The 24,662-nt window shown below is 70.9% G+C and carries 24 protein-coding genes and 1 tRNA gene; 9 read left to right on the forward strand and 16 right to left on the reverse strand.

Annotated elements, in window-relative coordinates:
* Positions 1-1,455 precede the first annotated feature (1,455 nt).
* The 14 genes from JMO03_RS04530 to JMO03_RS04595 form a co-directional block, all read right to left on the reverse strand.
* Positions 1,456-1,542 (reverse strand) — tRNA-Leu (locus tag JMO03_RS04530).
* Between the two features lie 42 nt (positions 1,543-1,584).
* Entirely contained in the window at positions 1,585-2,043 is a 459-nt protein-coding gene (locus tag JMO03_RS04535; RefSeq protein ID WP_202840748.1) for a DUF2214 family protein, read from the reverse strand.
* Positions 2,044-2,092: 49 nt separating this feature from the next.
* Positions 2,093-2,686: a cysteine dioxygenase family protein gene (locus JMO03_RS04540; RefSeq protein WP_202840750.1), complete on the reverse strand. Its 594-nt coding sequence runs from the start codon at positions 2,684-2,686 to the stop codon at positions 2,093-2,095.
* Between the two features lie 106 nt (positions 2,687-2,792).
* A complete protein-coding gene (gene metX, locus JMO03_RS04545) occupies positions 2,793-3,905 on the reverse strand; it encodes a homoserine O-acetyltransferase MetX (RefSeq protein ID WP_202840752.1) in 1,113 nt (370 codons plus the stop codon).
* A 376-nt stretch (positions 3,906-4,281) separates the two neighbouring features.
* Positions 4,282-5,349: a tetratricopeptide repeat protein gene (locus tag JMO03_RS04550; RefSeq protein WP_202840754.1), complete on the reverse strand. Its 1,068-nt coding sequence runs from the start codon at positions 5,347-5,349 to the stop codon at positions 4,282-4,284.
* The gene (locus JMO03_RS04555) at positions 5,343-5,780 is read right to left on the reverse strand and encodes a cytochrome c-type biogenesis protein (RefSeq protein WP_425491777.1); all 438 of its coding nucleotides are present in this window, start codon (positions 5,778-5,780) and stop codon (positions 5,343-5,345) included. The genes JMO03_RS04550 and JMO03_RS04555 overlap by 7 nt, the downstream gene beginning before the upstream one ends.
* Positions 5,781-5,833: 53 nt before the next feature.
* Positions 5,834-6,391, reverse strand: a complete 558-nt coding sequence (locus tag JMO03_RS04560; RefSeq protein WP_202840756.1) for a DsbE family thiol:disulfide interchange protein — start codon at positions 6,389-6,391, stop codon at positions 5,834-5,836.
* A complete protein-coding gene (locus JMO03_RS04565; RefSeq protein ID WP_202840758.1) occupies positions 6,391-8,400 on the reverse strand; it encodes a heme lyase CcmF/NrfE family subunit in 2,010 nt (669 codons plus the stop codon). Before JMO03_RS04565 ends, JMO03_RS04560 begins: the two co-directional genes overlap by 1 nt.
* Before the next feature lie 406 nt (positions 8,401-8,806).
* The gene (ccmE, locus tag JMO03_RS04570; RefSeq protein ID WP_202840761.1) at positions 8,807-9,289 is read right to left on the reverse strand and encodes a cytochrome c maturation protein CcmE; all 483 of its coding nucleotides are present in this window, start codon (positions 9,287-9,289) and stop codon (positions 8,807-8,809) included.
* The gene (ccmD, locus tag JMO03_RS04575) at positions 9,286-9,459 is read right to left on the reverse strand and encodes a heme exporter protein CcmD (RefSeq protein ID WP_202840763.1); all 174 of its coding nucleotides are present in this window, start codon (positions 9,457-9,459) and stop codon (positions 9,286-9,288) included. The genes ccmE and ccmD overlap by 4 nt, the downstream gene beginning before the upstream one ends.
* Positions 9,456-10,205, reverse strand: a complete 750-nt coding sequence (gene ccmC / locus JMO03_RS04580) for a heme ABC transporter permease CcmC (RefSeq protein ID WP_202840877.1) — start codon at positions 10,203-10,205, stop codon at positions 9,456-9,458. Before ccmC ends, ccmD begins: the two co-directional genes overlap by 4 nt.
* Before the next feature lie 631 nt (positions 10,206-10,836).
* On the reverse strand, positions 10,837-11,532 hold the full coding sequence (ccmB, locus tag JMO03_RS04585) for a heme exporter protein CcmB (RefSeq protein ID WP_202840764.1): 696 nt from the start codon (positions 11,530-11,532) through the stop codon (positions 10,837-10,839).
* Positions 11,529-12,191: a heme ABC exporter ATP-binding protein CcmA gene (gene ccmA, locus JMO03_RS04590; RefSeq protein WP_202840766.1), complete on the reverse strand. Its 663-nt coding sequence runs from the start codon at positions 12,189-12,191 to the stop codon at positions 11,529-11,531. The genes ccmB and ccmA overlap by 4 nt, the downstream gene beginning before the upstream one ends.
* A gap of 34 nt (positions 12,192-12,225) precedes the next feature.
* The gene (locus JMO03_RS04595; RefSeq protein WP_202840768.1) at positions 12,226-12,711 is read right to left on the reverse strand and encodes a DUF3293 domain-containing protein; all 486 of its coding nucleotides are present in this window, start codon (positions 12,709-12,711) and stop codon (positions 12,226-12,228) included.
* A gap of 151 nt (positions 12,712-12,862) precedes the next feature.
* On the opposite strand from JMO03_RS04595, the gene JMO03_RS04600 reads away from it, so the two are divergent.
* The gene (locus JMO03_RS04600) at positions 12,863-14,008 is read left to right on the forward strand and encodes a pyridoxal phosphate-dependent aminotransferase (protein ID WP_202840770.1); all 1,146 of its coding nucleotides are present in this window, start codon (positions 12,863-12,865) and stop codon (positions 14,006-14,008) included.
* A gap of 119 nt (positions 14,009-14,127) precedes the next feature.
* Positions 14,128-14,925, forward strand: a complete 798-nt coding sequence (locus JMO03_RS04605; protein ID WP_202840772.1) for an amidohydrolase — start codon at positions 14,128-14,130, stop codon at positions 14,923-14,925.
* Between the two features lie 158 nt (positions 14,926-15,083).
* Here JMO03_RS04605 and JMO03_RS04610 read toward each other — a convergent pair whose 3' ends face one another.
* Together JMO03_RS04610 and JMO03_RS04615 are read right to left on the reverse strand one after the other, a co-directional pair.
* Complete coding sequence (locus tag JMO03_RS04610) at positions 15,084-16,208, reverse strand: NAD(P)/FAD-dependent oxidoreductase (protein ID WP_337926358.1); 1,125 nt, start codon at positions 16,206-16,208, stop codon at positions 15,084-15,086.
* A 241-nt stretch (positions 16,209-16,449) separates the two neighbouring features.
* A complete protein-coding gene (locus tag JMO03_RS04615; RefSeq protein ID WP_202840774.1) occupies positions 16,450-16,902 on the reverse strand; it encodes a PaaI family thioesterase in 453 nt (150 codons plus the stop codon).
* A gap of 170 nt (positions 16,903-17,072) precedes the next feature.
* Between JMO03_RS04615 and JMO03_RS04620 the strand changes: the two genes are divergently transcribed.
* The 7 genes from JMO03_RS04620 (at position 17,073) to JMO03_RS04650 (ending at position 24,654) form a co-directional block, all read left to right on the forward strand.
* Positions 17,073-19,427, forward strand: a complete 2,355-nt coding sequence (locus JMO03_RS04620) for a DNA internalization-related competence protein ComEC/Rec2 (protein WP_202840781.1) — start codon at positions 17,073-17,075, stop codon at positions 19,425-19,427.
* A 75-nt stretch (positions 19,428-19,502) separates the two neighbouring features.
* Entirely contained in the window at positions 19,503-20,165 is a 663-nt protein-coding gene (locus JMO03_RS04625; protein WP_202840783.1) for a MotA/TolQ/ExbB proton channel family protein, read from the forward strand.
* A 4-nt stretch (positions 20,166-20,169) separates the two neighbouring features.
* Positions 20,170-20,604, forward strand: coding sequence for an ExbD/TolR family protein (locus tag JMO03_RS04630; protein WP_202840785.1), 435 nt, complete (start codon positions 20,170-20,172; stop codon positions 20,602-20,604).
* Between the two features lie 7 nt (positions 20,605-20,611).
* Complete coding sequence (msbA, locus tag JMO03_RS04635) at positions 20,612-22,387, forward strand: lipid A export permease/ATP-binding protein MsbA (RefSeq protein WP_202840787.1); 1,776 nt, start codon at positions 20,612-20,614, stop codon at positions 22,385-22,387.
* The gene (gene lpxK, locus JMO03_RS04640; RefSeq protein ID WP_202840789.1) at positions 22,384-23,400 is read left to right on the forward strand and encodes a tetraacyldisaccharide 4'-kinase; all 1,017 of its coding nucleotides are present in this window, start codon (positions 22,384-22,386) and stop codon (positions 23,398-23,400) included. The genes msbA and lpxK overlap by 4 nt, the downstream gene beginning before the upstream one ends.
* Positions 23,397-24,167 carry a 3-deoxy-manno-octulosonate cytidylyltransferase gene (kdsB, locus tag JMO03_RS04645; protein WP_202840791.1) on the forward strand — a complete coding sequence of 257 codons (771 nt, stop codon included), beginning with the start codon at positions 23,397-23,399 and terminating at the stop codon, positions 24,165-24,167. The genes lpxK and kdsB overlap by 4 nt, the downstream gene beginning before the upstream one ends.
* 4 nt (positions 24,168-24,171) lie before the next feature.
* Positions 24,172-24,654: a low molecular weight protein-tyrosine-phosphatase gene (locus JMO03_RS04650; protein ID WP_202840880.1), complete on the forward strand. Its 483-nt coding sequence runs from the start codon at positions 24,172-24,174 to the stop codon at positions 24,652-24,654.
* The last annotated feature ends 8 nt before the right edge of the window (positions 24,655-24,662 follow it).

The following is a 24,662-nucleotide window of genomic DNA, read 5'->3' on the forward strand; positions in this document are numbered from 1 at the left end:
GCCTAACGCCTGAATTAAGCCGCGCCGCGAAGCGGCGTCGGCTTGAATGAATTGTTAGGCCGCGCGCCCGCGACCAAGAACCGGCGATAGCATCCGCGCCGGCAACCAGAGAATGGCTCCGACCACAGCGTAGAGCAGAACGTTGAGAAGGCTTGCCAGCAGCATGTACTGAGCCGAGCACCAAGTGAACCAGCTCTGGCAGGCCTCCGCGGCCATAAGAATGATTGAGGGAGGGAACAGGAACACGAACCAAGCCTCAAGGTACTGATGCCACGAACTAGGCGCGACGGAAAAGATTGCTAGAAGAACCACAGCCGCGGCGAGGCCAGCAACAGCCCAGCGAAATAACCATTTCAGTAGCGACACTGTTGCCATAGCGGCCTAACGCCAGAATTAAGCCGACCCGCGAAGCGGGTTCGGCTTGAATGATTTGTTAGGCCGCAGCATGCGACGACAGGCAGGGGCGTGCAAGGCCTTGCTTTGGATGGGCCCAGGGCCACGACCGTGAGCGCGCGGCGACGAACTATCCATAGGTACCTAGCCGAAGTCAGGGCTTACCCGACGATGCCGGGCAGCCCACTGCCTGGCCGGCGGCCAAGCACCCGAAGACCAGCAACCGGACGGCGGATCTGTCCCGCGCGGCGACGGACCGACCGGAGCATAAGGATGCTCTGCGAAGTGCTGGCAGCGCAGGTACAAGCGCTACTGCTTGCCTTTGCTCTTTGCGGCCTAACGCCTGAGTTAAGCCGACCCGCGAAGCGGGTTCGGCTTGAACGAATAGTTAGGGCGCCGGCGACGGAACTGCCGGGCCCCGTTGCCGGAACTGTACGCCAACCGGTAGCCACGTGGGGCTTGCCCAAAGGCAATTCGGGAATAAGCCGCCCCCTGGAACGCCGCCAGCCAGCGGCTTGCGCCTGCGGACGATCGGGAACGAAGCGGCTGCGCGCCCAGCTGGAGCAGCAGGCTTGCGCGAACGAGGTACAGCGGCCTTGACCACACACCGATCATGGGATGCTCGACCGAGCGGCCTAACGCTTAGTAGACCCCAAAAGCGGGGTATAGCGCCGAGTATTCAGCCTCGGTGCTTGCTCCGTCAATCAGCGAATCCCGATACACATCATCGCGTTGCGCGGGTCTGCCCGTCGAGATGAACATGGGCCAGCGATATCGCGCTCCCGGAAACGCAGGATATCTTTTCTGTCTCCGGAAACGTCTGATAACACTTGGCGCCGCTGCCCTGAACTTGCATACACGTTCGGCGCGGTTCGGCACGTTGGCCCAGGCAAATCAGTGCCGAAGGAGTGTGGATAAGCGCGTCGCCCGGACTTGCATCGGCACCCACGGTTCAGCTTGTCCTGAGACGGGTCGGAGGCAAGGCATGCGCGGCGATCCAGGGCGAATCCCGCTGCTCGGAAACCGGAAGGGCCCGACCTTTCGGCCGGGCCCTCGTGATCCTGGTGCCGGAGGTGGGACTCGAACCCACACGCTTTTAAGGGCGGCGGATTTTGAGTCCGCTGCGTCTACCGATTCCGCCACTCCGGCGCGGGCGCGCAGTATAGCGGATCGCTCGGGCGGGTCGGCTAGCTACAGGCCTAGTCCGCCGTGCCGGGCCATGGCCGCGGCGAGCACCAGGATCAGGGAGATCAGGGCGAATTCGAGGCGGATGATCGTGCGCATGCGCGCGACCTGCGCGGGGTCGGGCAACCAGTCGGGCCGGGTGCGCGCGGCGCGGCGCCAGCGCACGAAAGTCAGCGTGGGCCACAGTGACAGCAGGGCGGCGAGCAGGAACAGGCCCAGCTTCGCGTGGAACCACGGGTTGTGCAGGTAGAAGTCGGCACCCTTGGCGCCATGGAATACGCGGGCGAGGCCGAACACCAGCAAGAGGCCTGCGGTCATTCCGTAGCCGCGATCGATGCCGACCAGGCGGCGCAGGGCGGCGGCGTCGAGCGGGCGCGAGAGCAGCGCCGACTGCAGCGCGAGCATCGCGATCAGGCCGAACAGCAGCAGGTGGTGGGCGGAGGCCAGCAGGAAGTCGCGGAACATGGCGGTCGCTCGCGAACGGGGCGCGCGCATCGTAGCGCGTCGCGCGGGCCTACGCGGCGTCGTCCACCGGCAGGCGGGCGTCGATGCGCCGATACCAGTCGTCGCCCACGGGCTCGAACTTGCAGCAATGCTCGATCGGCGCCTGGTAGATGTGCACCGAGACCGCGATCCGGTCGGAGCTGGCGTTGGCGATGCTGTGGTATTCGTGCGGCGGGATCAGGCTGCCGGCGCTGCCGGTGCCGGCCTGCATGCCGCCGGCCGCGCGGAAGCGGCAGCGCTCGCCGTGGGCCTCGAGCATCTCGTACTGGGTGATCTCGAGCTCGCCGTGCCACACGCCTTCCACGCACCAAAGGCCGCAATGGTCGTGCACCGGCGTGCCCTGGCCGGGGCCCCAGGTCATCGCGACCACGCTGTAGCCGTATATCGGGCTGCGATAGATCTCGCGCCGCGCGTAGTGGTCTTCGATTGGTGCGTGCACGCAGGCGGGCAGGTGCACGTCGGAGTCGCGGATCAGCGCGCACAGCGTGCTGCGCAACTGTGCGGTCACCGCGTGTTCGTCGCCGCTGCGCACCGCGGCATCAATCGCCTCGATGAAGCGCTCGCGGCCTTCGAAGGGGATGCCGGGCAGGGCGGCAGGACTCATGGGGCCATTCTAGACCGTAACGGATGAAACCGTTCAACGTGTGCGGGCGGTCGCGGCGGCCACGGGCCGTGGCGTGCGGGCCAGGGCGCATCCTGCGCGAGGGGACTCAAAGGGTCTCGAGGAACCCGCCGACGGCCGGCCCGAAGCGCGCCATGTCCACCAGGAACGCATCGTGGCCCTGCGGGGATTCCAGGCCGACGAAGCGCGATTCGGCGCCGCCGCGGGCCAGGCCTTCGGCCACCTCTTCCTGCTGCTCCACCGGGAACAGGATGTCGGTGCGCGCGCCGATGGCGAGCGCGCGCTCGACCCGCACCTGCGCCAGCGCCGCCAGCACGTCGCCGTTGGCGTACTCGGCGAGGTCGAACCAGTCCATCGAGCGGCTGAGGTAGAGGTAGCTGTTCGGATCGAACCTGCGCACGAAGCGGCGGGCATGGCCTTCGAGATAGCTCTCGACCTGGAACTCGAGCCCGAATGGTTCCTCGTCCGGCCGGTCCGATTCCAGCCGCACCCGGCCGAAGCGCCCGTCCCACTCCAGCGCCGAGCGGTAGGTGATCACGCCCAGCTTGCGCGCGATGCGCATGCCCGATTCGGGATAGGTGGATTCGTCGTAGCGGCCCTCGTTCCAGTTCGGATCGAGCCGGATCGCCTCGCGCTGCAGCGAGCGCACCGCGATCGAGAACGGCAGCGCGCGCGCACTGCCGGAGATGTTGATGTGCGCGCGACTGATGCCCGGGCAACGATGGAGCAGGGCCAGCGCGGTCATGCCGCCCATCGAGTTGCCGATCACGCAGGCCAGGCGCGCGATGCCCAGGCCGCGCACCGCGTGGGCGGCGGCATCGGCGATGTCCTCGATCGACACGTCCGGGAAGCTCAGGCGGTAGAGCTCTCCCGTGGCGGGATCGACCGATGCCGGGCCGGTAGAGCCCTTGCAACTGCCCAGCGAGTTCACGCAGACCACGAACCAGCGGTCGGTGTCGATCGGCTTGCCCGGGCCGAGCATCTCCTGCCACCAGCCGGGGATCGGGTCCTGCGCGCTGCTGGCGGCATGGGCGTCGGGGGACAGGCCGGTGACGATCAGGATCGCGTTGTCGCGCGCCTCGTCGAGCCTGCCCCAGGTCTCGTAGGCGATGCGCGCGCCGTGCAGCGCACCGCCGCGCTTCATCGGAAAGGGCGAGGGCAGTTCGGCCCAGCGGGTGCCGGGCGGGATGAATTCGGTCATCGTGGGATTCTAGCGGGATCGTCCGGTGTGCCGGGCGTCGGGCGGTGCCAGGACATCGTGGCCTGTGTCACAACGATCGACCCCATCCGGCGCGGATTCTCGTCCCGCGGGACTCTCGTTCCTGTCGAACTCCCGTCTGCTACGCACTGACATCCCGAGCGAAGCGAGGGATCTCGCGCCCGATGCCTAGATCCCTCGCTTCGCTCGGGATGACAGATGGTAGAGGCACGGGAGGCGATGTGGTGTGGGAGCGCGGTGGTGATGTCGCGACGCCTCGACGCCGGGCGACTGGGCGACTGGGCGTCTATGCGGCTTTGCAGCTGTGCCGCGTCGGACTTTCGCCAGGCACTCTTGGCTTTTCAGGTGGATCCGCGTCTCAGGGCGCCTGCGTGCCGAGCACCAGGTCGATCGGCGCGGACGCCGGCAGCGTCACCCGCACCGGCGCGGATTCGATGTCGCCTTCGCCACGGCTTGCGCTGCCGCTGGCAGACAGGCGGGCGATCACTTCCACCTCGCGCTGCGCCGAGAGCCTGGCCGTCGGCATCGGGCCGTCGCCGTCGTCGAGCACGATGTCGAGCGGCAGGTCCTGCAGGGCATGGCGTTCGACCGCGACCGGCATCGGCGGTCCGCCTGCAGCACGCGCGATCACGAAGACCACGGCATCCCCGCGCAGGCGGACGCGCGCGGCGAAGTCGGGGTCGAGCGACACGCGCACGCGCAGGCTCGTTGCAGGCACGTCCTCCGCCACGGGTGCCCCGGCGCCGCTGGCATTCGCGCCGCTTGCCGCGCGAGGCGGCAGGCCTGCGGCCTGTCGCGCTTCGTCGATCTGGGTGCGCAGCGCTTTCGCCGTCGCCTCGTCGAGCGCGGGCAGCAGCGCTTCCCAGGTGGCGACCGCGGCGGCGTCCTCGCCACGCTGACGCTGTACTACGCCGATGAACCATTGCGCCCGCTGGTTGCCCGGATCGAGGGCCAACGCCCTGCGCAGCAACGCCAGCGCCTCGTCGTCGAAGCGGTTGCCGGGCGCAGCCTGGGCGCTGGCCTGCGCGGCCTCGAGCAGCAGTTCGGGATCGTCGGGGATGTGCTCGAGCGCGGTCATGAACGCGTCGCGCGCCCGGGTCCGGTTGCCGAGCGCGGCGTGCGCGCGCGCCAGCAGGCGCCAGCCTTCGGGCTGCGCTGGATCGCGCGCCAGCGCGGCTTCGAGCTCGACGATGGCTTCCTCCATCGACGGCGCGTCCTCCGCGGTGGAAGCCGCGATCGCGGTGGAAGGATCGAGCGCAGCGGGGGTGCCGACGATCCGGTACAGCGCGAACGCAAGCACCGGCACCACCACCACGATCGCGCCGAACAGGCGTGGCGATGCCTTGCGCAGCGGCAGGGCCACCAGCGCGGCCACCACGAGCGCTGCGACCACCAGCACGACATGCAGCAGCGTGCCGCTCACCATTCCTGCTCCTCCTCCGGCGGGATCGGCTGGCGCCCGCGCGCACGCACGATGCGCACGATCACCACGCCGCCTACCAGCAGCAGCAGGCCCGGCGCCAGCCACAGCGCCCAGGTATGTCCACCGAAGCGCGGGCGATAGAGCACGAACTCGCCGTAGCGCGCGACCAGGAACTCGCGGATCTCGTCGTCGCTGCGTCCCTCGCGCATCAGGTCGAACACCTCGCGGCGCAGGTCGTGCGCGATCTGCGCGTTGGAATCGGCCAGCGACTGGTTCTGGCACATCACGCAGCGCAGTTCCGCGACCAGGCCGTGGAAGCGGCGTTCCTCGGCCACGTCGCGGAACTCCAGCGGAGTCGCATCGCGCACCGCCTGCGCCTGCGCCGCGCCGGCGAAGCCCGCGAGCAACAGCAGACACACCAGCGCAGGGCGGATCCGCGCCCGCCACCCGTTCGCCACGGCCACGCCCGCGATCGCGGCCACGCGACTCACTCCGGCACCCCGATCGCATCCAGCGCCGGCAACAGGCTGGCCGAGACCGTCGCATCGTCCACCGGCCCCACGTGCTTCCAGCGCACGATGCCCTGCGCATCGACCAGGAACGTCTCCGGCGCGCCGTAGATCCCCCAGTCGATCGCCTTGCGCCCGTCGTAGTCCACCAGCACCAGCCAGTACGGGTTGCCGAACTGCTCAAGCCAGCGCAGCGCGTCGGCGTGTTCGTCTTTCCAGTTGTAGCCGATCACGCGCACGCGCCGGGTCTCGGCGATGCGGGTGATCACCGGGTGCTCGACACGGCAGCCCGGGCACCAGCTGCCCCAGACATTGAGCAGGTACGGCTGGCCGCGCAGTTCGGTCGAAGACACCAGGCGCCCCGGCTCGTGCAGCACCGGCAACGAGAACTCCGGCGCCGGCTTGCCGATCAGCGGCGAGGGCAGGGCCTCCCGGTCGGCGCGGCCGGACACCAGCACGCCGTACAGCAGCAGCCCGACCAGGCCGAGGAACACGACCCCGATGACGATCGCAGTGAGATTGCGCGAAGTTGCCATCAGCCTGCGCCTCGCGGGGTCGTGTCACCGTCGTCATCGCCCGGCAGCGGTTCTGCCGGCTCGTCGCGCGCTCCGTGGCGGGCACTGTCGCGGCCCTTGCCCGACACGCGCCGGAAACGCCGGTCGGCGGCCGTGACGAATCCGCCCAGCGCCATCAGGAACGCGCCGGCCCAGACCCAACGCACGAACGGCTTGACCTGCATGCGCACCGCCCAGGCGCCGTCGCCGAGCGGCTCGCCGAGCGCGACGAACACGTCGGCGAACAGGCCGGCGTGGATGCCGGCATCGGTCATCACCTGGCCGCCGCTGGCGTAGGCGCGCTTTTCCGGATGCAGCAGCACCAGCGGCGCATCGTTGCGGAAGGCCTGCACCAGGCCGCGGTCGGCCACGTAGTTCGGGCCCTGCACGCGCTCGACGCCGTCGAACCGGAATGCGTAGCGGCCGATCGCGGCGGTCTGTCCCGGCTTCATCGCGATCTCCCGCTGCATGCCCTGCGCTTCCACCAGCAGCGCGCCGATCAGGAACACGGCGATGCCGCCGTGGGCCAGGGTCATGCCCAGCATCTCGGGGGTGAACGCGCGGCCGCTGGCGCGCAGGCGGCTCCAGACGAAGCGCAATGTGCCCAGCGCGATCCACGCCGCGGCGAACACGCCGGCCGCCGTCTTGAGAGCACCCTGCGGCGCCAGGAACCAGGCCACGCCGCCCAGCACCACTGCCAGCGCCAGCCACGGCAACAGCATCGCGACCGGTCTCGACGCCTGCTCCTGCTGCCAGCGCGTCAGCGGCCCGAACGGCACCAGCAGCACCAGCGGCGCCATCAGCAGCACGAACAGGGTGCCGAAGTAGGGCGGCCCGACCGAGACCTTGCCCAGGTCCAGCGCATCGGCCAGCAGCGGGTACAGCGTGCCCAGCAGCACCATCGCGCAGGCCGCGGCCAGCAGCAGGTTGTTGAGCAGCAGCAGGGTCTCGCGCGAGGCCGGCGCGAACGGGCGTCCTTCCGGCAGCCGCGGCGCGCGCAGCACGTACAGGGTCAGCGCGCCGCCGATCACCGCGGCGAGGAAGGCGAGGATGAACAGGCCGCGCGAAGGATCGGCGGCGAACGAATGCACGCTGGTCAACACGCCCGAGCGCACCAGGAACGCGCCGAGCAGCGACAGCGAGAACGTCGCGATCGCCAGCAACAGGGTCCAGCCGGCGAAGCTGCCGCGCTTCTCGGTCACCGCCTGCGAATGGATCAGCGCGGCGCCCGCCAGCCATGGCATGAAGCTGGCGTTCTCCACCGGATCCCAGAACCACCAGCCGCCCCAGCCCAGTTCGTAATACGCCCACCACGAACCCAGCGCGATGCCGATGGTCAGGAAGCCCCAGGCGACGTTGGTCCACGGCCGCGTCCAGCGCAGCCAGCGCGCGTCGACGTTGCCGTCGAGCAGGGCCGCGATCGCGAACGCGAACGGCACCACGAAGCCGATGTAGCCCACGTACAGCATCGGCGGGTGGATGATCATCCCCGGGTCCTGCAGCAGGGGATTGAGGTCGTGCCCTTCCGGCGCTGCCGGCAGCAGCCGTTCGAACGGATTGGAGGTGAAGATCATGAACGACAGGAAGCCGATGGCCACCAGCCCGATCACCCCGAGCACGCGCGCGACCACCACCTCCGGCAACTGCCGCGACCACAGCGCCACCGCCGCGTTCCACACGCCAAGCATCAGCACCCAAAGCAGCAGCGAGCCCTCGTGCGACCCCCACACCGCGGTGTAGCGGTACACCATCGGTAGCAGCGAGTTGGAGTTGTCGGCGACGTACTTCACCGAGAAGTCCTGCTGCACGAACGCGGCGGTCAGCGCGACGTAGGCGAACAGCAGCAGCGCCAGTTGCGCGTAGGCGGACGGACGCGCCACCGCCATCCACGCCGGGCGGCCACCGGCGGCGCCGGCCAGCGGCAGCACCGACTGCAGCAGCGCCGCGAGCAGCGCCAGCAGCAGCGCGACCTGGCCGAGCTCGGGCAGCACTAGCGCTGCGCCCCGGCGGTCGTCCTGAACGCCCCGGCTGTCGGTTCGAACGCCCAGCCTGTCGTTTCGAACGCGACGTCTACCCTTTCCAATGCGACGTCTGCCATTTCGAACGCAACGTCTGACATTTGGAACGCGGCGTCTGACATTTGGAAAGTGGCGTCTGACATCTCGAATGCGACGTCTGTCATTTCGAACGCAGTGAGAAATCCTGCCCCGGAAGTAGCAGATCTCTCACTGCGTTCGAGATGACAGGCGCTACCGGGATGACGGGCGCTATGCATCGGTACCGGGAACAGCGCCCGCGAAGACGTAGGGGAAGAAGTTCGGAGCGACGTCCGGAGCGAGGTCCGGAACGACGTCCGGGACAGCGCCGGTGACGACGGGTCGACTTCGCAGCGCGCCATCAGTTTCCCGCCTCGACCTTCGGCCCGGTCTCGACGTCGTGCTTGCTGTGGGCCAGGCCCATCTTGTCGGCGACTTCCTTCGGCACGTAGGTTTCGTCGTGCTTGGCCAGCACGTCCTCGGCGACGAAGCGGCCGTCACGCATGCGTCCGGTGGCGACCACCGCCTGGCCCTCGCGGAACAGGTCGGGAAGGATCTTGTCGTATTCCACCTCGAGCTGCGCATCGCCATCGGTGACGCGGAAGTGCGAGACCAGCGAGCCCTGCTCGCGGCGGAACGAATCCTTCTCGACCATGCCGCCGAGCCGGAAGCGCGCCTCGCCCGAACTCACCGCCGCGCCCGCGGCGCCGGACAGGATCTCGTTCGGGGTATAGAGGTAGGCGATGTTGCGCTGGAGCGCGAACGCGACCAGAGTCGCGGCCAGGCCGGCGGCGGCCAGCAGGGCGAGCACGAACCACAGGCGGCGACGTCGGGTGGGGTTCATCGCTTCAACTCCGGGGTGGCTGTGGCGTCGGCGCGAGCGGCGCCACGGCGCGCCAGCAGCCGCACGCTCCGCAGCACCTGCGCGATGCGGATGCGTGGCGCCACGAAGTCCCACAGCAGCACCACCGCGAACACCGCGTAGGCGGCGATGACGTAACTGGCGTAGCTCATGGCATGGCCCCGGCGAGCCTGCGCACCCAATCCTTGCCGGCTTCGCGCTGCAGGTTGTCGGCACGCGCCCGTGCCAGCAGCGAGCCGATCGCCCAGAACTTGGTGCCTACCACCATCCACAGCAGCGGCGGCAGCATGCTGGCATCCATCGACGATTCGCCGAAGACGCGGATCGTCTGGCCCTGGTGCAGCGAGTTCCACCACACCACCGAGTAGCGGATCACCGGCAGCATCACCACGCCCACGATCGCCAGCAGCGAGGCGGCGCGCGCCGCGGCGCGGCGGTCCTCGATCGCCGCGTACAGGCCGATCACGCCGAAGTACAGGAACAGCAGCACCAGTTGCGAGGTCAGGCGCGGATCCCAGTCCCACCAGGTGCCCCACATCGGCTTGCCCCAGATGCTGCCGGTGGCCAGGGTGACGACGGTGAAGGCGGCGCCGATCGGCGCGCAGGCCATCGCCAGGATCTCGCACAGCTTGATCCGCCACACCAGCGCGATCGCGCCGTAGAACGCCATCAGCGCGAACATCGCCATGCTCATCCAGGCGCTGGGCACGTGGATGTAGAGGATCCGGAAGCTGTCGCCCTGCTGGTAGTCGGCCGGGACCACGAACAGCGCGCCGTACAGCCCCACGCCCATCGCCAGCAGCCCGGCCGCGAACGCCCACGGCGCCCAGCGCGCGGCGAAGCGGTCGAAATACGGCGGAGACCCGAGCTGGTGGAACCAGCGCGCCACCGGGTTCATGTTGGACATCGGGCTGTCTGCTCGCTGGGAGGGGCCGCGGGAGCGGCTGGAGACCGGGGGCTGGCCGCCGGCCTCCATGGCTAAGTGTCTATTTTTTCAGACTCGACCGGTGCGGCCAAGCCTTGCGGGTGGACAGGATGCCCCAGGGAGCGCCTCAGGGTACGGAAAGGCGTGATTTGCAGCGCGGCTGGACCGCTGGCGGCGGGTCCCGGTCCCGACACTCGCCTCCAGGTGATGACGGGGCTGAACGGACGGGCGGATCGCGATGAGCGCCGAGCGGCGTGGCAGGCGGATCTTGCTGTGTCACCAGGCAGCCCGGTGGCTGGCGGATCGCGGCGACTCCCCGGCAACACGTGTGCAGGCGGTTGGCGGTGAAGCCCAGCCCAAGGTGTGGGCAGCGGATCGCTGCGAATCGCCAGCCGGGCGTGTGGGAGGTGGTCGTTTCGATGACCGGGACCCGGGGGACGTGGCCTGTCGTCGTGGCGCGCGACGACCGTGGTGATCGCAGCACGGGGAACTTCGCGGGGTCCCGGATGCGCTTCGCTTATCCGGGCTACACCTCGCGTCGCGCCCGTGCCGGTCCGTAGCCCGGATAAGCGCAGCACATCCGGGTTCGTCCTTGCCACGCGTCCTACTGCGACGCGATCCGGATCGCCGCGGCCGCCGCCACCGGCGCCAGCACCAGCGCCAGCAGCAGGCCCGCACCGAGCAGCAGCAGGCCGCCGGAAGGATCGTGCCCCTGCGCCGCGGCGGCGACGCTGCCGGCGCCGAACACCAGCACAGGCACGTACAGCGGCAAGGCCAGCAGCGCCAGTAGCACGCCGGCGCGGCGCATGCCCACGGTGAGTGCGGAAACCACCGCGCCGATCAGGCTCAGCAACGGCGTGCCCAGCGCCAGCGCCGCCAGCAGCACCGGCCACAGCGACCGCGGCAGGTACAGCAGCTCGGCCAGCAGCGGCACCGCCAGCAACAGCGGCACCGCGGTGGTCAGCCAGTGCATCAGCGTACGCACCAGCACCAACCAGGCCAGCGGCACCGGCGCCAGCCGCCACTGTTCCAGCGAACCGTCCTCGGCGTCGCCGCGGAACAGCGTGTCCAGCGCCAGCAGCCCGGACAGCAGCACCGCCACCCACAGCACGCCCGGCGCCGCACGCGACAGCAGCTCGCGTTCGCTGCCCATCGCCAGCGCGAACAGCACCACCACCAGCATCGCGAACAGCGCCGGCTGGAACGCATCGCCGCGGCGACGCCAGAGCAGACGCAGGTCGCGCGCCACCAGGGCGCGCGCGGAGGACCACAGGGTCGGAGTGGCGACCGACCGCGTCATGCGCCGGGCGCCTCGTGTCCGGCCGGCCCGAGATGCAGCAGCCGCGTGCGCACCGGCGGCGCGGCATAGGCGCCGTGGGTGGTGACCAGCGCGCCGCCGCCGTCGTCCAGGTGCGCGCGGACCATGCGATTGACCAGTTCGATCCCGGGCAGGTCGAGGTTGGCATAGGGCTCGTCGAGCAGCCACAGCGGCGCCGGCGACAGCCACAGCCGCGCCAGCGAGAGCCGCTTGCGCTGCCCGGCCGAGAGGCTGCGCGCCGGCGCATCCTCGAACCCGGCCAGGCCGACGATGGCCAGCGCCTGCTCGATCCCGATCGACGCGCGCCGGCCCAGCAGCCCGCACAGCCAGTCGAGGTTCTCGATCGCGCTGAGGTCGGCCTTCAGGCCCGGGAGGTGGCCGAGGTAGCCGATGTGGCCGGCGCGCGCGGCAGGGCCCGCCGCCACGCCGGACAGCAGCACCTGCCCGCGCTCGCCATCGAGCAGACCGGCCAGCACCCGCAGCAGGGTGGTCTTGCCGGCACCGTTGTCGCCCTGGATCAGCAGGGCTTCGCCCGCCTCGACGCTGAAATCGAGAGGGCCGAACACCGGCAGGTCGTTGCGGGCGAAGCCAAGGCCGCGCACGGCGATCAGCGGCGCGGTGGCAGGGAGGATGTCGGGCATCACGGGCGCTTCGGCCGGAAGTCGGCCATCGCCGTCATTCTAGCCAGTCGACGTCGGTGTCGCCGGCCTCGTCCGTGGGGCGGGGGGCATCCATGCGCAGCCTCACCGCATCGCCCGGCCGCCACCACAGCGTGCCGAGCTGCCCGAACCGGCGCGAGAGCGCATCGAACGCCTCGGGCTCCATGCCCATCACCAGCCAACTGGGCTCGCGCCAGGTGCGGTTGCGCGCGGAGGCGAACGCCGGGCGAAACGGATGACCACCGGCGAGCAGGGCCTCGTGCAGGGCGTCGTCGGCGCGCCGGTTCTCCTGGCTGCTGCGCTCGACCGAGAGCGGGTTCCAGGCCGAGAGCAGGCCGAACGAGGTCGCCTCCGGATACGCCAGCTCCAGCCCGGGCGTGGGCAGGCCGATGATGATGTCGTGCCAGCCGCCCTCGTGCTGCCAGCGGTACTCGGCGGCGAGGAAGGCGTGGAGCAGTTCCGAGACGCGCGCCTCGCCGAGCGGGGGAAGGGGGGTCGCCATCGGGCCCGGTCAGTAGGGAGCGGGCCGGGCGTCTGCCGGAGGGCAGGGGAAAGCCATGCGTATCCCCTCGTGCGTGAACAGCCGATAGGTTTAACCGATCCGGCCCGGATCGTAAACTGCGCGGTTCCGCCAGCGCAGTGCCGAGCCGACGATGATCCAGACCAAGCTGCCGAAGGTCGGCACCACCATCTTCACCGTGATGTCGCAGCTGGCGCAGGAGCACGGCGCGGTCAACCTCGGGCAGGGCTTCCCGGACTTCCCGGTGCCGCAACGACTGGTCGAGGAACTGGACGCGGCGATGCGCGCCGGCCACAACCAGTACGCACCGATGACCGGCGTGCCGGCGCTGCGGCAGGCGATCGCCGCCAAGACCGCACGCGTCTACGGCCATCGGCCCGATGCCGACACCGAGGTCACCGTCACCAGCGGCGCCACCGAGGCGATCTTCAACGCGATCCACGCCCTGGTGCGCGCGGGCGACGAAGTGATCGTGCTCGACCCCTGCTACGACTGCTACGAACCGGCGATCGAGCTGGCCGGCGCGCGCGCGGTGCACGTGCCGCTCGATCCCGCCAGCTTCGCCCCCGACTGGCAGCGCGTGCGCGAGGCGATCACGCCGCGCACGCGCCTGCTGATGGTCAACAGCCCGCACAACCCGTCGGGGGCCATGCTTTCGGCTGCGGACATGGGCGAGATCGCCTCGATCGTCGAGCAGACCGGGATCTTCCTGCTGTCGGACGAGGTCTACGAGCACATCGTGTTCGATGGCGTGCGGCACGAATCCGTGCTGCGCTATCCGGAACTGCGCGAGCGCGCGTTCGTGGTGTCGAGCTTCGGCAAGACCTACCACTGCACCGGCTGGAAGATCGGCTACTGCATCGCGCCGCCGGCGTTGAGCGCCGAGTTCCGCAAGGTGCACCAGTACAACGTGTTCTCGACGTTCACCCCGGGGCAGCATGCCTTCGCCGCCATGCTCGAGGCCGAGCCGGCGCACTACGAGCAACTCGGCGCGTTCTACCAGGCCAAGCGCGACCGCTTCCGCGACCAGTTGTCGGGTACGCGGCTGCGTCCGCTGCCTGTCCCCGGCGGCTATTTCCAACTGGTCGACTACTCGGCGGTGAGCGACCTCGACGACGCCGCGTTCTGCCGCTGGCTCACCGTCGAAAAGGGCGTCGCGGCGATCCCGCTGTCGCCGTTCTACGAGAGCCCGCCGCAAGGCCAGCGGCTGGCGCGGCTGTGCTTCGCCAAGCACGAAAGCACGCTGGACGCAGCGATCGAACGCCTGCGCCACCTGTAGGAGCGCCTTCAGGCGCGACCGCGGGCCCGGCACCAGCCGCCTCGCAAGCAGGCGTGGCGCCGGTCGCGCCTGAAGGCGCTCCTACCCACGGCTGCGGGCATGGTCTAGGCTTCCTTGCCATGGACAACCTCCGCATCTCCCTGGTCCAGGGCGCCACGCGCTGGCACGACCCTGCCGGCAACCGCGACTACTACGGCGACCTGATCGCCCCGCTGCGCGGCATCACCGACGTGGTGCTGCTGCCGGAAACCTTCACCAGCGGCTTCTCCAACGATGCGATCGGCGAGGCCGAGACCATGGATGGGCCCAGCGTCGCATGGATGCGGGAACAGGCCGCGCGTCTCGGGGCGGCGTTGTGCGGCAGCGTCCAGCTGCGCGTCGACGGTTCGGTGTTCAACCGCCTGCTGTGGATCACGCCCGACGGCGACCTGCGGCACTACGACAAGCGCCATCTGTTCCGCTACGCGCGCGAGCACGAGCGCTACACCGCCGGCCGCGAGCGCCTGACGGTGGAATGGAAGGGTTGGCGCATCTGCCCCCTGGTCTGCTACGACCTGCGCTTCCCGGTGTACTCGCGCAACCGTTACGACGTCGAGCGTCCGCGGGCGCTCGACTACGACCTGCTGCTCTACATCGCCAACTGGCCGGCCGCGCGCGCCCACGCCTGGAAGACCCTGCTGCGCGCGCGCGCGATCGAGAACCTGTGCTATGTCGCCGGGCTCAACCGGGTCGGCAGCGACGGCAACGGCCTGCAGTACGACGGCGACAGCGCGGTGGTCGACTTCCTCGGCCATGCCGCCAGCGAGTGCACCGACGAGGAAGTGGTGGTCACCACCACGCTGCTCGCCGACAAACTCGCCGCGCACCGCGAACGTTTTCCCGCGATGCTGGACGCCGACGCCTTCGAACTGCGCTGAGTGCCGCGGCGTCGGCCGTCGCAGGCGAAGGCACGCGTCGGGCTGCCGGCTCCATCGAGCGCTGCGCCATGTCCTGCGACGGTCCTTGTTCGAGGTCGAGGCGCGAACCGTAGGCGCACCGCGCAGCGCGACCGGCGCCGCAGGCCACAGCGACCACGTCACGGCGCCCGGCCGGCAGGACCTCCGCCGGCGCCACGGGCATGGAAATAGATCCGCTCCGCGGCCCAGCGCAGCGGCGGCGTGCCGATCAGCGCATCGAACGGCCAGTCGCACTGCAGCCGATCGAAGGCCTCGCGCAGCAGGCGCTTGCCGCGGAAGCGCGGCGCGGCGCGTTCGGCGGCGATGGCGGGGTCGGGGCCTCCGCTGCGCAGGTGCAGCGCGATCGCGGTACCCACCGCCTCGCCGTGCCGCCACGCCGAGTGGATGCCGCCGGCGGTCACCGGGGAGACGATCCCTGCGGCATCGCCGGTGAGGATCACGCCCGGCGCGGCCAGCGGCCGGACCGGGCCGCCGCAGGGAATCAGTCCCGCGCGGGTCGCGCTGGGCGACACCGCGGGATCCAGTCCCAGGCGCTCGCCGACCCGCCTGCGCAATCGCTCGATGTCGGGCACGCCGGCGCGGTTCTGGCGATGCCGGAACGCCAGTCCGAGCTGCATGCCACGCGGATTCTGCGCCGCCCAGCCGATGTAGCCCGGCGCCAGGCCACGATCGATGAAACAGTGCAGCCGCTCGGGCTCGCACAGCGCGGCGCCTTCGAACTCGTGTTCGACGCCGTACAGGAACTCGCGCACGCGTCCGAGCCCGGCGCGCATCGCGACCCGCGATTTCGCCCCGTCCGCCCCCACCAGCCAGCGACAACTGCCGAGACCGTCGACCTGCCAGCCGCCGGTGGTGCGGCGCGCATCGGTGAACGACTGCATCAGCCGCAGCTCCACGCCGCTGCGTTCGAGCTCCGACGCCAGCCAGCGCATCACGCCGGGGGTATCGGTGGCGAGGAAGTAGTAGTCGTGCCTGTTCAGGCCCATGCTGCGCAGGTTGGGCGCGTACAGGCGCACGCCGTCGATCCGGCGCACCAGCGCGGCAGGCAGGCCCGCGAGCGCCGTACCCTCGGCGGCCTCGCGCACGATGATGCCGGTGGTATGCAGGCGGATGCCTGGATCGCGCTTGCGCTCGAGCACGCACACGCGCAGTCCGCCGCGTCGCGCCGCCAGCGCGCAGGCCGCGCCCGCGAAACTCGCGCCGACCACCACCAGGTCCCATCGTGTTCGTGCTGGATCCGCCACCGTGCCGCCTTGCGTCTGCCGGGATGCTGGCAGCGTGCGCCGCCCGCATGTTCCGGCGATGGGCGGTCGATGAAGCGGGAGTGAAGTGTCCGGCGTCGCATGAACGGCGGGCGGAACGCGCCGTCGTCGCCTGGGCGAGCGGGGCACGGCGCGAGCCCGTATTCGTCACGCGGGTCGGCGCTCGTTGTCGGACGCCTCGTGCGCGGTCGGCGCGACGACGACGCGCTGCCGCCGGACGTCCTCAGTCCAGCTTCGGCGGAGGCAGGATCTGGTTCACCGACTGGCAGAGCACGACGAGCCTGCCGGCGTCGTTGCGCGCCTCGGCGTGGATGTGCAGGGTGTTGCGGGTGCGCTCGACCAGCCAGGCGGCGCAGGTGATGGACGTGTCGTCCGGGGTCACCGGGCGCAGGTACTGGGTGTTCAGGCTGGCGGTCGCGCTCGGCGGCGCGATCAGGAACGAGAACGGGCCGATGGTGTTGTCCAGCGCGGCGACGATGAACCCGCCCTGCATGTTCCCCAGCGGATTGCGGTAGCGCGGCAGCACCGGGAAGCGCATGCACAGGCGCCGGCCTTCCTCGTACCCGACGCACTCGCCCTGCATCTCGAGCAGGCAGGGTGGCGGCACCAGCCCGCGCAACGCCGGCGGCAGCCGGTCGCGGATCAGGGCGGACAGATCGGGCGGACCGGCGGACATCGGCCGAGCTTGCGAAAGCGACCGGCGCCCGTCAATGGCCTCGCACGGCTGCAGTGACGCCGGCGGGCATTCGGACTATCCCTACAGGATGGCGCCGCCGGGCCCGATCGCGCCCGGTCCGGGCTGCCGCGACACTGGGCGCCCGGTTTTCCGACCCGACGAGTGAGGCCATGGAAGGTCCGCGAGCAGGACGTATCGCCCGTCCCCCGTTCGGCGCCGGCACGGCGCTCGCGTTCGTGCTGGGCGTGCTGGCCGGTTCGCGGCTGCCGGCCCTGCCACCGGTCGCGTTCCTGGTCGTCGTGCTGGGACTGGGTGCATGCGCCTGGTGGCGGTTCGAGGACTGGCGGCGGCCGGGTGGCGCACTGCTGGCGGGGTTCGCGCTGTTCGGACTGCACGTGGCGTGGGCGCTGTCGCTGCAGTTGCCGCCCGAGCTGGAACGCGGCGATTTCGCGATCGGCGGTCGGGTGGTGCAGTTGCCGGAACACGAGTCGCGGCGCACGCGGTTCCTGCTCCGGGTCGACCGCGACCATGCGACGCCGCCCGCCCTGCGCGGACGCCTGCTGCGGCTGTCCTGGTACGACGACCGGGCATCGGCGGACTCGCGACGCTACACGATCGAGGCCGGCAGCCGCTGGCGGTTCACCGCGCGGCTGCGCGCGCCACGCGGACTGCGCAACCCGGGCTGGTACGACAGCGAGAAACACATGCTGGCCGGGCGGATCGCCGCGACCGGCTACGTGCGCGACGCCGAGCCCATCGAACGGCTGCACGGCGGTGCCGGCATCGACGGCTGGCGCGAGCGCATCGCCGGGCGGATCGATACGGCGGTGGGGCGACCCGCTTCTCGCTTCGTGCGCGCGCTCGCGCTGGGCGACACGCGCGCGCTCGACGACGTCGACTGGGAAACCCTGCGCGCGACCGGACTCACCCATCTGGTGGCCATCTCCGGCTTCCACGTCGGCCTGGTCGCCGGCTTCGCCGCGCTCGCCGTCGCCGGGCTGTGGTGGCTCGTGCCGGCGCTGGGCCGGCGGGTGCCGCGTCCGCAGGCCGCCGCGGCCGGCGCGCTGCTGGGCGCGGTCGGCTATGCCGCCGTGGCGGGCTTCGCGCTGCCGACCGTGCGCACGGTGCTGATGGTGGCGGTGGTGGTGCTGGCGCGGCTGTGGCGCCGCCCGATGGGCGTGGCCGATTCGCTGGCGCTGGCTGCGATCGCGCTGCTGCTGGTCGATCCGCTGTCGGTGCTGGCGGCGGGATTCTGGCTCAGCTTCGCCGGCGTGGCCTGGCTGGTGTGGTGCCTGCCGCGGGTCGGTGCGCAGCCGGTGGTCCGCGGGTTCCTGGCGGCGCAGTGGGTGGCCACGCTCGGGCTGCTGCCGCTGACCGCGGTCCTGTTCGGGCAGGCCTCGCTGGCGGGTCCGCTGGCGAACCTGGTGGCGATTCCGTGGTGGAGCCTGGTGGTGGTGCCGCTGGCGCTGATCGGCACCGGCCTCGAAGCGCTGCATGCAGGCTGGGGCGGGCCGGCCTGGCGGCTGGCCGCGCGTTGCTTCGAACTGTCGTGGCTGCTGTTCGAATGGCTGGCGGCCGGTCGCGCCGCGTTGTGGTGGCTGCCCGAGTCGCGCTGGTTCGCGCTGCCGCTGGCGCTGCTGGGCGCGTTCTGGCTGCTGCTGCCGCGCGGGGTTGCGGGGAAGGCGCTGGCGACGCTGCTGTTGCTGCCGTTGCTGTGGCCGGATCGGAACCTGCCGCGGCACGGCGAGGTCGACCTGGTGATGCTGGACGTGGGCCAGGGCGGCGCGCTGCTGGTGCGCACCGCGCGCCACGCCTTCCTCTACGATGCGGGCCCCGCGGTACCGGAAGGCTTCGACGCGGGGGAACGTGTGGTCGTGCCGGCACTGCATGCGCTCGGGGTCCGCCGGCTCGATGCCACGATCGTCAGCCACGGCGACGCCGACCATGCAGGCGGCTTCGCCTCGCTGCGCCGCCGCTTCGACACCGGGCCGGTGTTCGCGGCACGCGACGCCGGGATCGGGGAGACGGCCCCCTGCCTGGCGGGTTCGCGCTGGGAGGCCGACGGCGTGGCGTTCCGGTTCCTGCACCCGGACCTGCACTTCCCGTCGATGGGCAACGAGTCGAGCTGCGTGCTGCGGATCGAGTCGGCGCACGGCAGCGCGCTGCTGGCCGGGGACATCGGCGAGGTGGTCGAGCGCATGCTGGTGCACGACCACACCGGCAGGCTGCGCAGCGACGTGGTGCTGGTGGCGCACCACGGCAGCGGCGGCTCCTCGGATCCGGCGTTCGTTGCCGCGACCGGCGCGCGGGTCGCGCTGGTGTCGGCCGGGCACGGCAACCGCTTCGGACACCCGCAGCCCGCGGTCATGCAGCGCTGGACAGGACGCGGCGCCGTGGATGCGTCGACCGCGCGCGACGGCGCCGTGGTGGTGCGCCTGCGCCGCGACGGCCTGCGCCTGGAACCGCGACGGCGCGCGCAGCCCCGATTATGGGACGCGGCGCGGCTGCGTGAAACCGTGCGCTGAAGCGCCGGGCACGGCCCGGGCGCTGGGCTATCCTATCGCCCAGTCAGTGTGGGCCTTCGGCCTGGAGGGGAGTGCGTGTTCGAACTGGTGAAGGCCGGCGGCTGGCCGATGATCCCGCTGCTGCTGCTGTCGGCGATCGGGCTGGCGATCATCGTCGAGCGCTTCTGGGCGCTGCGCCGCAAGGCCGTGCTGCCGCCGGGCCTGGGGCAGGAAGTGCGCGCCTGGGCCGCGCGCGGCAAGCTCGACCCGATGCACATCGACTCGCTGCGCAGGAATTCGCCATTGGGCGCGCTGCTGGCGGCCGCACTCGACGTGCGCCATCGCCCGCGCGAGGAGATCCGCGAACGGGTGGAGGATGTCGGCCGCCATGTCGCCCACCGCATGGAACGCTTCCTCAACGCGCTCGGCACGATCGCCGGGGCCGGACCGCTGCTGGGCCTGTTCGGGACCGTGGTCGGCATGATCCAGATGTTCCTCGGGGTGATGGACCATGGCGTGGGCGACGTCAACCAGCTCGCCGGCGGCATCGGCAAGGCGCTGGTCTGCGCCGCGGCCGGCATGATCGTGGCGGTACCGGCGCTGATCTTCCACCGCCATTTCCGTGCCCGCGTCGACGGCTACATCGTCGACATGGAGCACGAGGCGATCCAGCTGATGGACGTGATCGACCCGCGCGCGCGCCGCGCGGCCGCCGCGGTGGCCGCGTTCCCGTCCGATCCGCAGCCCGCGCAGGGTTGAGCGCATGCGAATCCGCGACCGCCGCGCCGAGGACGTGCCCGAGATCAACCTGGTGCCGCTGATCGACGTGATCCTGGTGCTGATCATCTTCTTCGTGATCACCACCACCTTCGACGCGCGCTCGGTGCTCAAGCTCGAACTGCCGCGCGCCGCCGGCCAGCCCAACGACGCCCAGTCGAACTCGCTGAGCCTGCTGATCAACGCCGACGGCCGCTACTTCGTCGACGATCGCGAGGCGCTGCGCACCGACGTCGAATCACTCAAGCGCACGATCGTCGAGGTCGTCGGCGACGACCGCGAACGCACCGTGCTGCTGCGCGCGGACGCACGCACGCCCTGGCAGGCGGTGGTGACCGCGTACGAGGCGCTGGGCCAGCTCGGCTTCACCCGCATCGCCAACGCGACCGCGCCCGAAGCGCCCGCCCCGGCGGCGCAGTGAGCCGCCGATGAGCGAGGCCACCGCGAACGACGCGGAACTGCAGGGCGCCTGGCCGGTCTACCGGCGCCTGCTCGGACACGCCTGGGTCTACTGGCCGTTCCTGCTGGTGGCGATGGTGGCGATGGTGATCGAGGCGATCGCGGGCGCGGCCTTCGTGTGGCTGATGGAGCCGCTGACCAACGACGGCTTCGTCGATCCCAAGCCGGACATGGCGGTGGTGCTTCCGTTGGCGATCATCGGCCTGTTCGTTTTGCGCGGCCTGGCCACGTTCGCCACCGACTACGGCATGGCGCGGGTCGGCCGCAGCGTGGTGCGCGACCTTCGCGAACTGGTGCTCGCCAAGTACCTGCGCCTGCCGAGCGTGCGCTTCGACACCGAGGCGGTACCGGCGATGGTGAGCCGGCTCAACTTCGACACCGAACAGGTGACCCAGGCGAGCTCCGATGCGCTCAAGGCGATCCTCACCGATGGCCTGACCATCGCCTTCCTGCTGGGCCTGATGCTGTACACCAGCGTCAAGGTGACGCTGGCGATGATCCTGATCGCGCCGCTGATCGGGGTGCTGGTGTGGTACGTGGGCGGCCGCTACCGTCGCATCAGCCGCGGCATCCAGGACGGCATGGGCGCGCTCGCCGCCAGCGCCGAGCAATCGCTGGCGGCGCAGCAGGACGTGAAGGTGCACGGCGCGCAGGAATTCGAACGCATGCGCTATTCGGATTTCGCCAACCGCATCCTGCGGCTGAACATGAAGGTCGAGACCACCCGCGCGATGTCCTCTGCGCTGGTGCAGATCCTGGCCGCGCTGGCGCTGGCGGCGATCGTCTGGGTATCGGTGCACGAGGCGCTCGAGGGGCGGCTCAACCCGGGGCAGTTCGTGCAACTGATGACGGCGATGATGGGCATCATCCCCTCGCTGCGCCGGATCACCAATGTGCAGAGCGTGATCGGCCGTGGCGTGGCGGCGGCCGAGCGCCTGTTCATGGTGCTCGATTCGGAAGAGGAAAAGGACAGCGGCCGCATCGCGCTCGGGCGCGCGCGTGGCGAACTGGTGTTCGACCGGGTGTCGCTGCGCTACGCGCGCGACGACGACACCCGCCACGCGCTCGAGGACATCAGCTTCAGCGCCTCGCCCGGCACGGTGACCGCGATCGTCGGCCGCTCGGGCAGCGGCAAGACCAGCCTGGTGCGGCTGGTGCCGCGCTTCTACGAGCCCAGCGCGGGCAAGATCACACTCGACGGCGTGCCGCTCGACGACTACCGCCTGGCCGACCTGCGCCGGCAGATCGCACTGGTGGGGCAACGGGTGATGCTGTTCGACGACAGCGTCGCGGCCAACATCGCCTACGCCTCGGAGGCCGATCCGGTCGCGCTGCGCGCCGCCGCCGAGGCCGCGAACGCCTGGGAGTTCATCGAGCGCCTGCCGCGCGGCATGGACACGCCGATCGGCGAGAACGGTTCGATGCTCTCCGGCGGCCAGCGCCAGCGCCTGGCGATCGCGCGCGCGATCCTGCGCGACGCGCCGATCCTGATCCTGGACGAGGCCACCGCCGCGCTCGACACCGAGTCCGAACGCCTGGTGCAGGAAGCGCTGAACCGGCTGATGCCCGACCGCACCACCCTGGTCATCGCCCACCGCCTCTCGACCATCGAGCATGCCGACCAGGTGCTGGTGCTCGACCAGGGCCGGCTGGTGGAGCAGGGCACCCATACGCAGTTGCTGGCGCAAGGCGGCCTGTACGCGCACCTGCACCGGATGCAGTTCCGCGAGGGCGGCGAGGCATGAGTCGCCCGGGCCATGCGCCGCGCTATTGGTACGGCGACGCGCCGGCGCCGCTGTTCGCGCGCGGACTATCCGGACTCTACGGCGCGCTCACCGGCGTCCGCCGCGACCTCTATCTCAGGGGACTGCTGCGACGCCAGCGCATCGATCGTCCGGTCGTGGTGGTCGGCAACCTGGTGGCCGGCGGCAGCGGCAAGACCCCGCTCACGATCGCGCTGGTCCAGCGCCTGCAGGCCGCCGGCTGGACGCCGGGCGTCGCCAGTCGCGGCTACGGACGCGCCGATCCGAAGACGCCGCGCTGGGTGGAAGCCGGCACCGATCCGGGCCTCGGCGGCGACGAACCGGTTCTCGTCGCGGCGCGCACCGGCGCGCGCGTGCGCGTGGACGGCGACCGCGTCGCCGCGGCGCGGGCGCTGGTCGCCGAAGGTTGCGACGTGGTGGTCTGCGACGACGGCCTGCAGCACTACCGGCTGGCGCGCGATCTGGAGATCGAGGTGATCGACGGCCATCGCCGCTACGGCAACGGCCGCCTGCTGCCGGCCGGACCGCTGCGCGAGCCGCCGGGGCGCGGCGAGGGCTGCGATTTCCGCGTGCTCAACGTCGGCGACGCGACCGATCTCGCCGCCGGCTTCGGCGAGTGGCCGATGTGGTTCGAGCCCGGGGCGGCGAGGCCGATGACCGGCGGCAGGCCGAAGCCGCTGGCGGCGTTCTCCGGCCAGCGCGTGCATGCGGTCGCGGGCATCGGCGATCCCGAGCGCTTCTTCGCGATGCTGCGCTCGCAGGGCATGGCCGTGGTACCGCACGCCTTCCCCGACCATCACCGCTACGACGTCGAGGACCTGCGCTTCGGCAGCGACCTGCCCGTGCTGATGACCGAGAAGGACGCGGTGAAGTGCGCGGCTCTCGCCAACGACCGTTATTTCAGCGTCGGCATCGACGCGCACCTGCCGGAAGCGTTCTGGGTCGCGCTGCTCGACCGGCTGTCGACGCACGCCAGGCGGGTCGTCGCGCCATGAGCGCATCGGATTTCGTCGTCGCCGTGCCGGCGCGCCACGACGCCACGCGTCTGCCCGGCAAGCCGCTGCGGCTGCTCGGCGGCGAGCCGCTGGTGCTGCATGTCGCGCGGCGGGCGCTGGCGGCCGGCGCGCGCGAAGTCTGGGTCGCGGCCGACGACGAACGCATCGCGCGCGCGCTCGAGGGTAGCGGCGTGCACGTAGCGATGACGCGGTCGACCCACCAGTCCGGCACCGACCGCCTGGCCGAGTGCGCCGACATCGCCGGCTGGAGCGACGACACCATCGTCGTCAACCTGCAGGGCGACGAACCCTTCGCCCCGGCCTCGGGCATCCGCCGCGTCGCGGCCCTGCTCGCACAGGGCGGCGCCGGGATGGCGACCCTGGCCGAGCACATCACCCAGCCGCCAGTACTGTTCGACCCGAACACGGTGAAGGTGGTGGTGGCCGACACCGGCCACGCACTGTACTTCAGCCGCGCGCCGATCCCCTGGCACCGCGATGCGTTCTCGCGCGAGGGCGACATCCGGGTGCCGGGCGAATGGCTGCGGCACATCGGCATCTACGCCTACCGCGCGGGCTTCCTGCGCCGTTTCTCGGCGATGCCGCCGGGGCGGCTGGAGCGGATCGAGTCGCTGGAGCAGTTGCGCGTGCTCGAGGCCGGGTTGCCGATCATGGTGGCGCTCGCGCCCGAGCCGTTCCCGCAGGGCGTCGACACCCCGGAAGACCTGGCCCGGGCCGAAGCGCTCCTTGGGGGCCTGCGTGCCTGAACCGATGCGGCTGCTGGTCGTCTGCCTCGGCAACATCTGCCGCTCGCCGCTGGCGGAAGGCGTGCTGCGGCAGCGCATCGAGCAGGCCCGGCTCGGGCACCGCGTGGTCGTCGACTCCGCCGGCACCGGTGGCTGGCACGCCGGCGAGCCACCCGACCGGCGCACGATCGCGAACGCGGCGGCGCATGGCGTCGACATCGCCGCGCTGCGCGCCCGCCAGCTGCGCGCGTCGGACTACCGTGATTTCCACTGGCTGCTGTGCGCGGACCGGGCCAACCTCGAGGACGTGCGCAACCGCGCACCCGGCAACGCCACAGCCCGCAGCGCGCTGCTGCTGGAATGGGCGGGACTGGGGCAGGGCGCCGAGATCCCAGACCCCTATACCGGCGGGCCCGAGGCGTTCGAGCACGTCTGGACGCTGGTGGACCGCGCAGCGCGCGCCATCGTCTCCGACCTGGCCGACCGCAGGCGGGCGATTGACGCATAATCGATCCA

It is taken from the genome of Luteimonas saliphila, from assembly GCF_016774335.1.
Classification (GTDB): domain Bacteria; phylum Pseudomonadota; class Gammaproteobacteria; order Xanthomonadales; family Xanthomonadaceae; genus Luteimonas; species Luteimonas saliphila.

What these genes read in the sequence shown, in the direction of transcription:
- JMO03_RS04535 (WP_202840748.1), bottom strand. Translation starts at nt 2,043, where the DNA reads ATGTTCCGCGACTTCCTGCTGGCCTCCGCCCACCACCTGCTGCTGTTC.
- JMO03_RS04540 (WP_202840750.1), bottom strand. Translation starts at nt 2,686, where the DNA reads ATGAGTCCTGCCGCCCTGCCCGGCATCCCCTTCGAAGGCCGCGAGCGC.
- metX (WP_202840752.1), bottom strand. Translation starts at nt 3,905, where the DNA reads ATGACCGAATTCATCCCGCCCGGCACCCGCTGGGCCGAACTGCCCTCG.
- JMO03_RS04550 (WP_202840754.1), bottom strand. Translation starts at nt 5,349, where the DNA reads ATGGTGAGCGGCACGCTGCTGCATGTCGTGCTGGTGGTCGCAGCGCTC.
- JMO03_RS04560 (WP_202840756.1), bottom strand. Translation starts at nt 6,391, where the DNA reads ATGGCAACTTCGCGCAATCTCACTGCGATCGTCATCGGGGTCGTGTTC.
- ccmE (WP_202840761.1), bottom strand. Translation starts at nt 9,289, where the DNA reads ATGAACCCCACCCGACGTCGCCGCCTGTGGTTCGTGCTCGCCCTGCTG.
- ccmD (WP_202840763.1), bottom strand. Translation starts at nt 9,459, where the DNA reads ATGAGCTACGCCAGTTACGTCATCGCCGCCTACGCGGTGTTCGCGGTG.
- ccmC (WP_202840877.1), bottom strand. Translation starts at nt 10,205, where the DNA reads ATGAACCCGGTGGCGCGCTGGTTCCACCAGCTCGGGTCTCCGCCGTAT.
- ccmB (WP_202840764.1), bottom strand. Translation starts at nt 11,532, where the DNA reads ATGACGCGGTCGGTCGCCACTCCGACCCTGTGGTCCTCCGCGCGCGCC.
- ccmA (WP_202840766.1), bottom strand. Translation starts at nt 12,191, where the DNA reads ATGCCCGACATCCTCCCTGCCACCGCGCCGCTGATCGCCGTGCGCGGC.
- JMO03_RS04595 (WP_202840768.1), bottom strand. Translation starts at nt 12,711, where the DNA reads ATGGCGACCCCCCTTCCCCCGCTCGGCGAGGCGCGCGTCTCGGAACTG.
- JMO03_RS04600 (WP_202840770.1), top strand. Translation starts at nt 12,863, where the DNA reads ATGATCCAGACCAAGCTGCCGAAGGTCGGCACCACCATCTTCACCGTG.
- JMO03_RS04605 (WP_202840772.1), top strand. Translation starts at nt 14,128, where the DNA reads ATGGACAACCTCCGCATCTCCCTGGTCCAGGGCGCCACGCGCTGGCAC.
- JMO03_RS04615 (WP_202840774.1), bottom strand. Translation starts at nt 16,902, where the DNA reads ATGTCCGCCGGTCCGCCCGATCTGTCCGCCCTGATCCGCGACCGGCTG.
- JMO03_RS04620 (WP_202840781.1), top strand. Translation starts at nt 17,073, where the DNA reads ATGGAAGGTCCGCGAGCAGGACGTATCGCCCGTCCCCCGTTCGGCGCC.
- JMO03_RS04630 (WP_202840785.1), top strand. Translation starts at nt 20,170, where the DNA reads ATGCGAATCCGCGACCGCCGCGCCGAGGACGTGCCCGAGATCAACCTG.
- msbA (WP_202840787.1), top strand. Translation starts at nt 20,612, where the DNA reads ATGAGCGAGGCCACCGCGAACGACGCGGAACTGCAGGGCGCCTGGCCG.
- lpxK (WP_202840789.1), top strand. Translation starts at nt 22,384, where the DNA reads ATGAGTCGCCCGGGCCATGCGCCGCGCTATTGGTACGGCGACGCGCCG.
- kdsB (WP_202840791.1), top strand. Translation starts at nt 23,397, where the DNA reads ATGAGCGCATCGGATTTCGTCGTCGCCGTGCCGGCGCGCCACGACGCC.
- JMO03_RS04650 (WP_202840880.1), top strand. Translation starts at nt 24,172, where the DNA reads ATGCGGCTGCTGGTCGTCTGCCTCGGCAACATCTGCCGCTCGCCGCTG.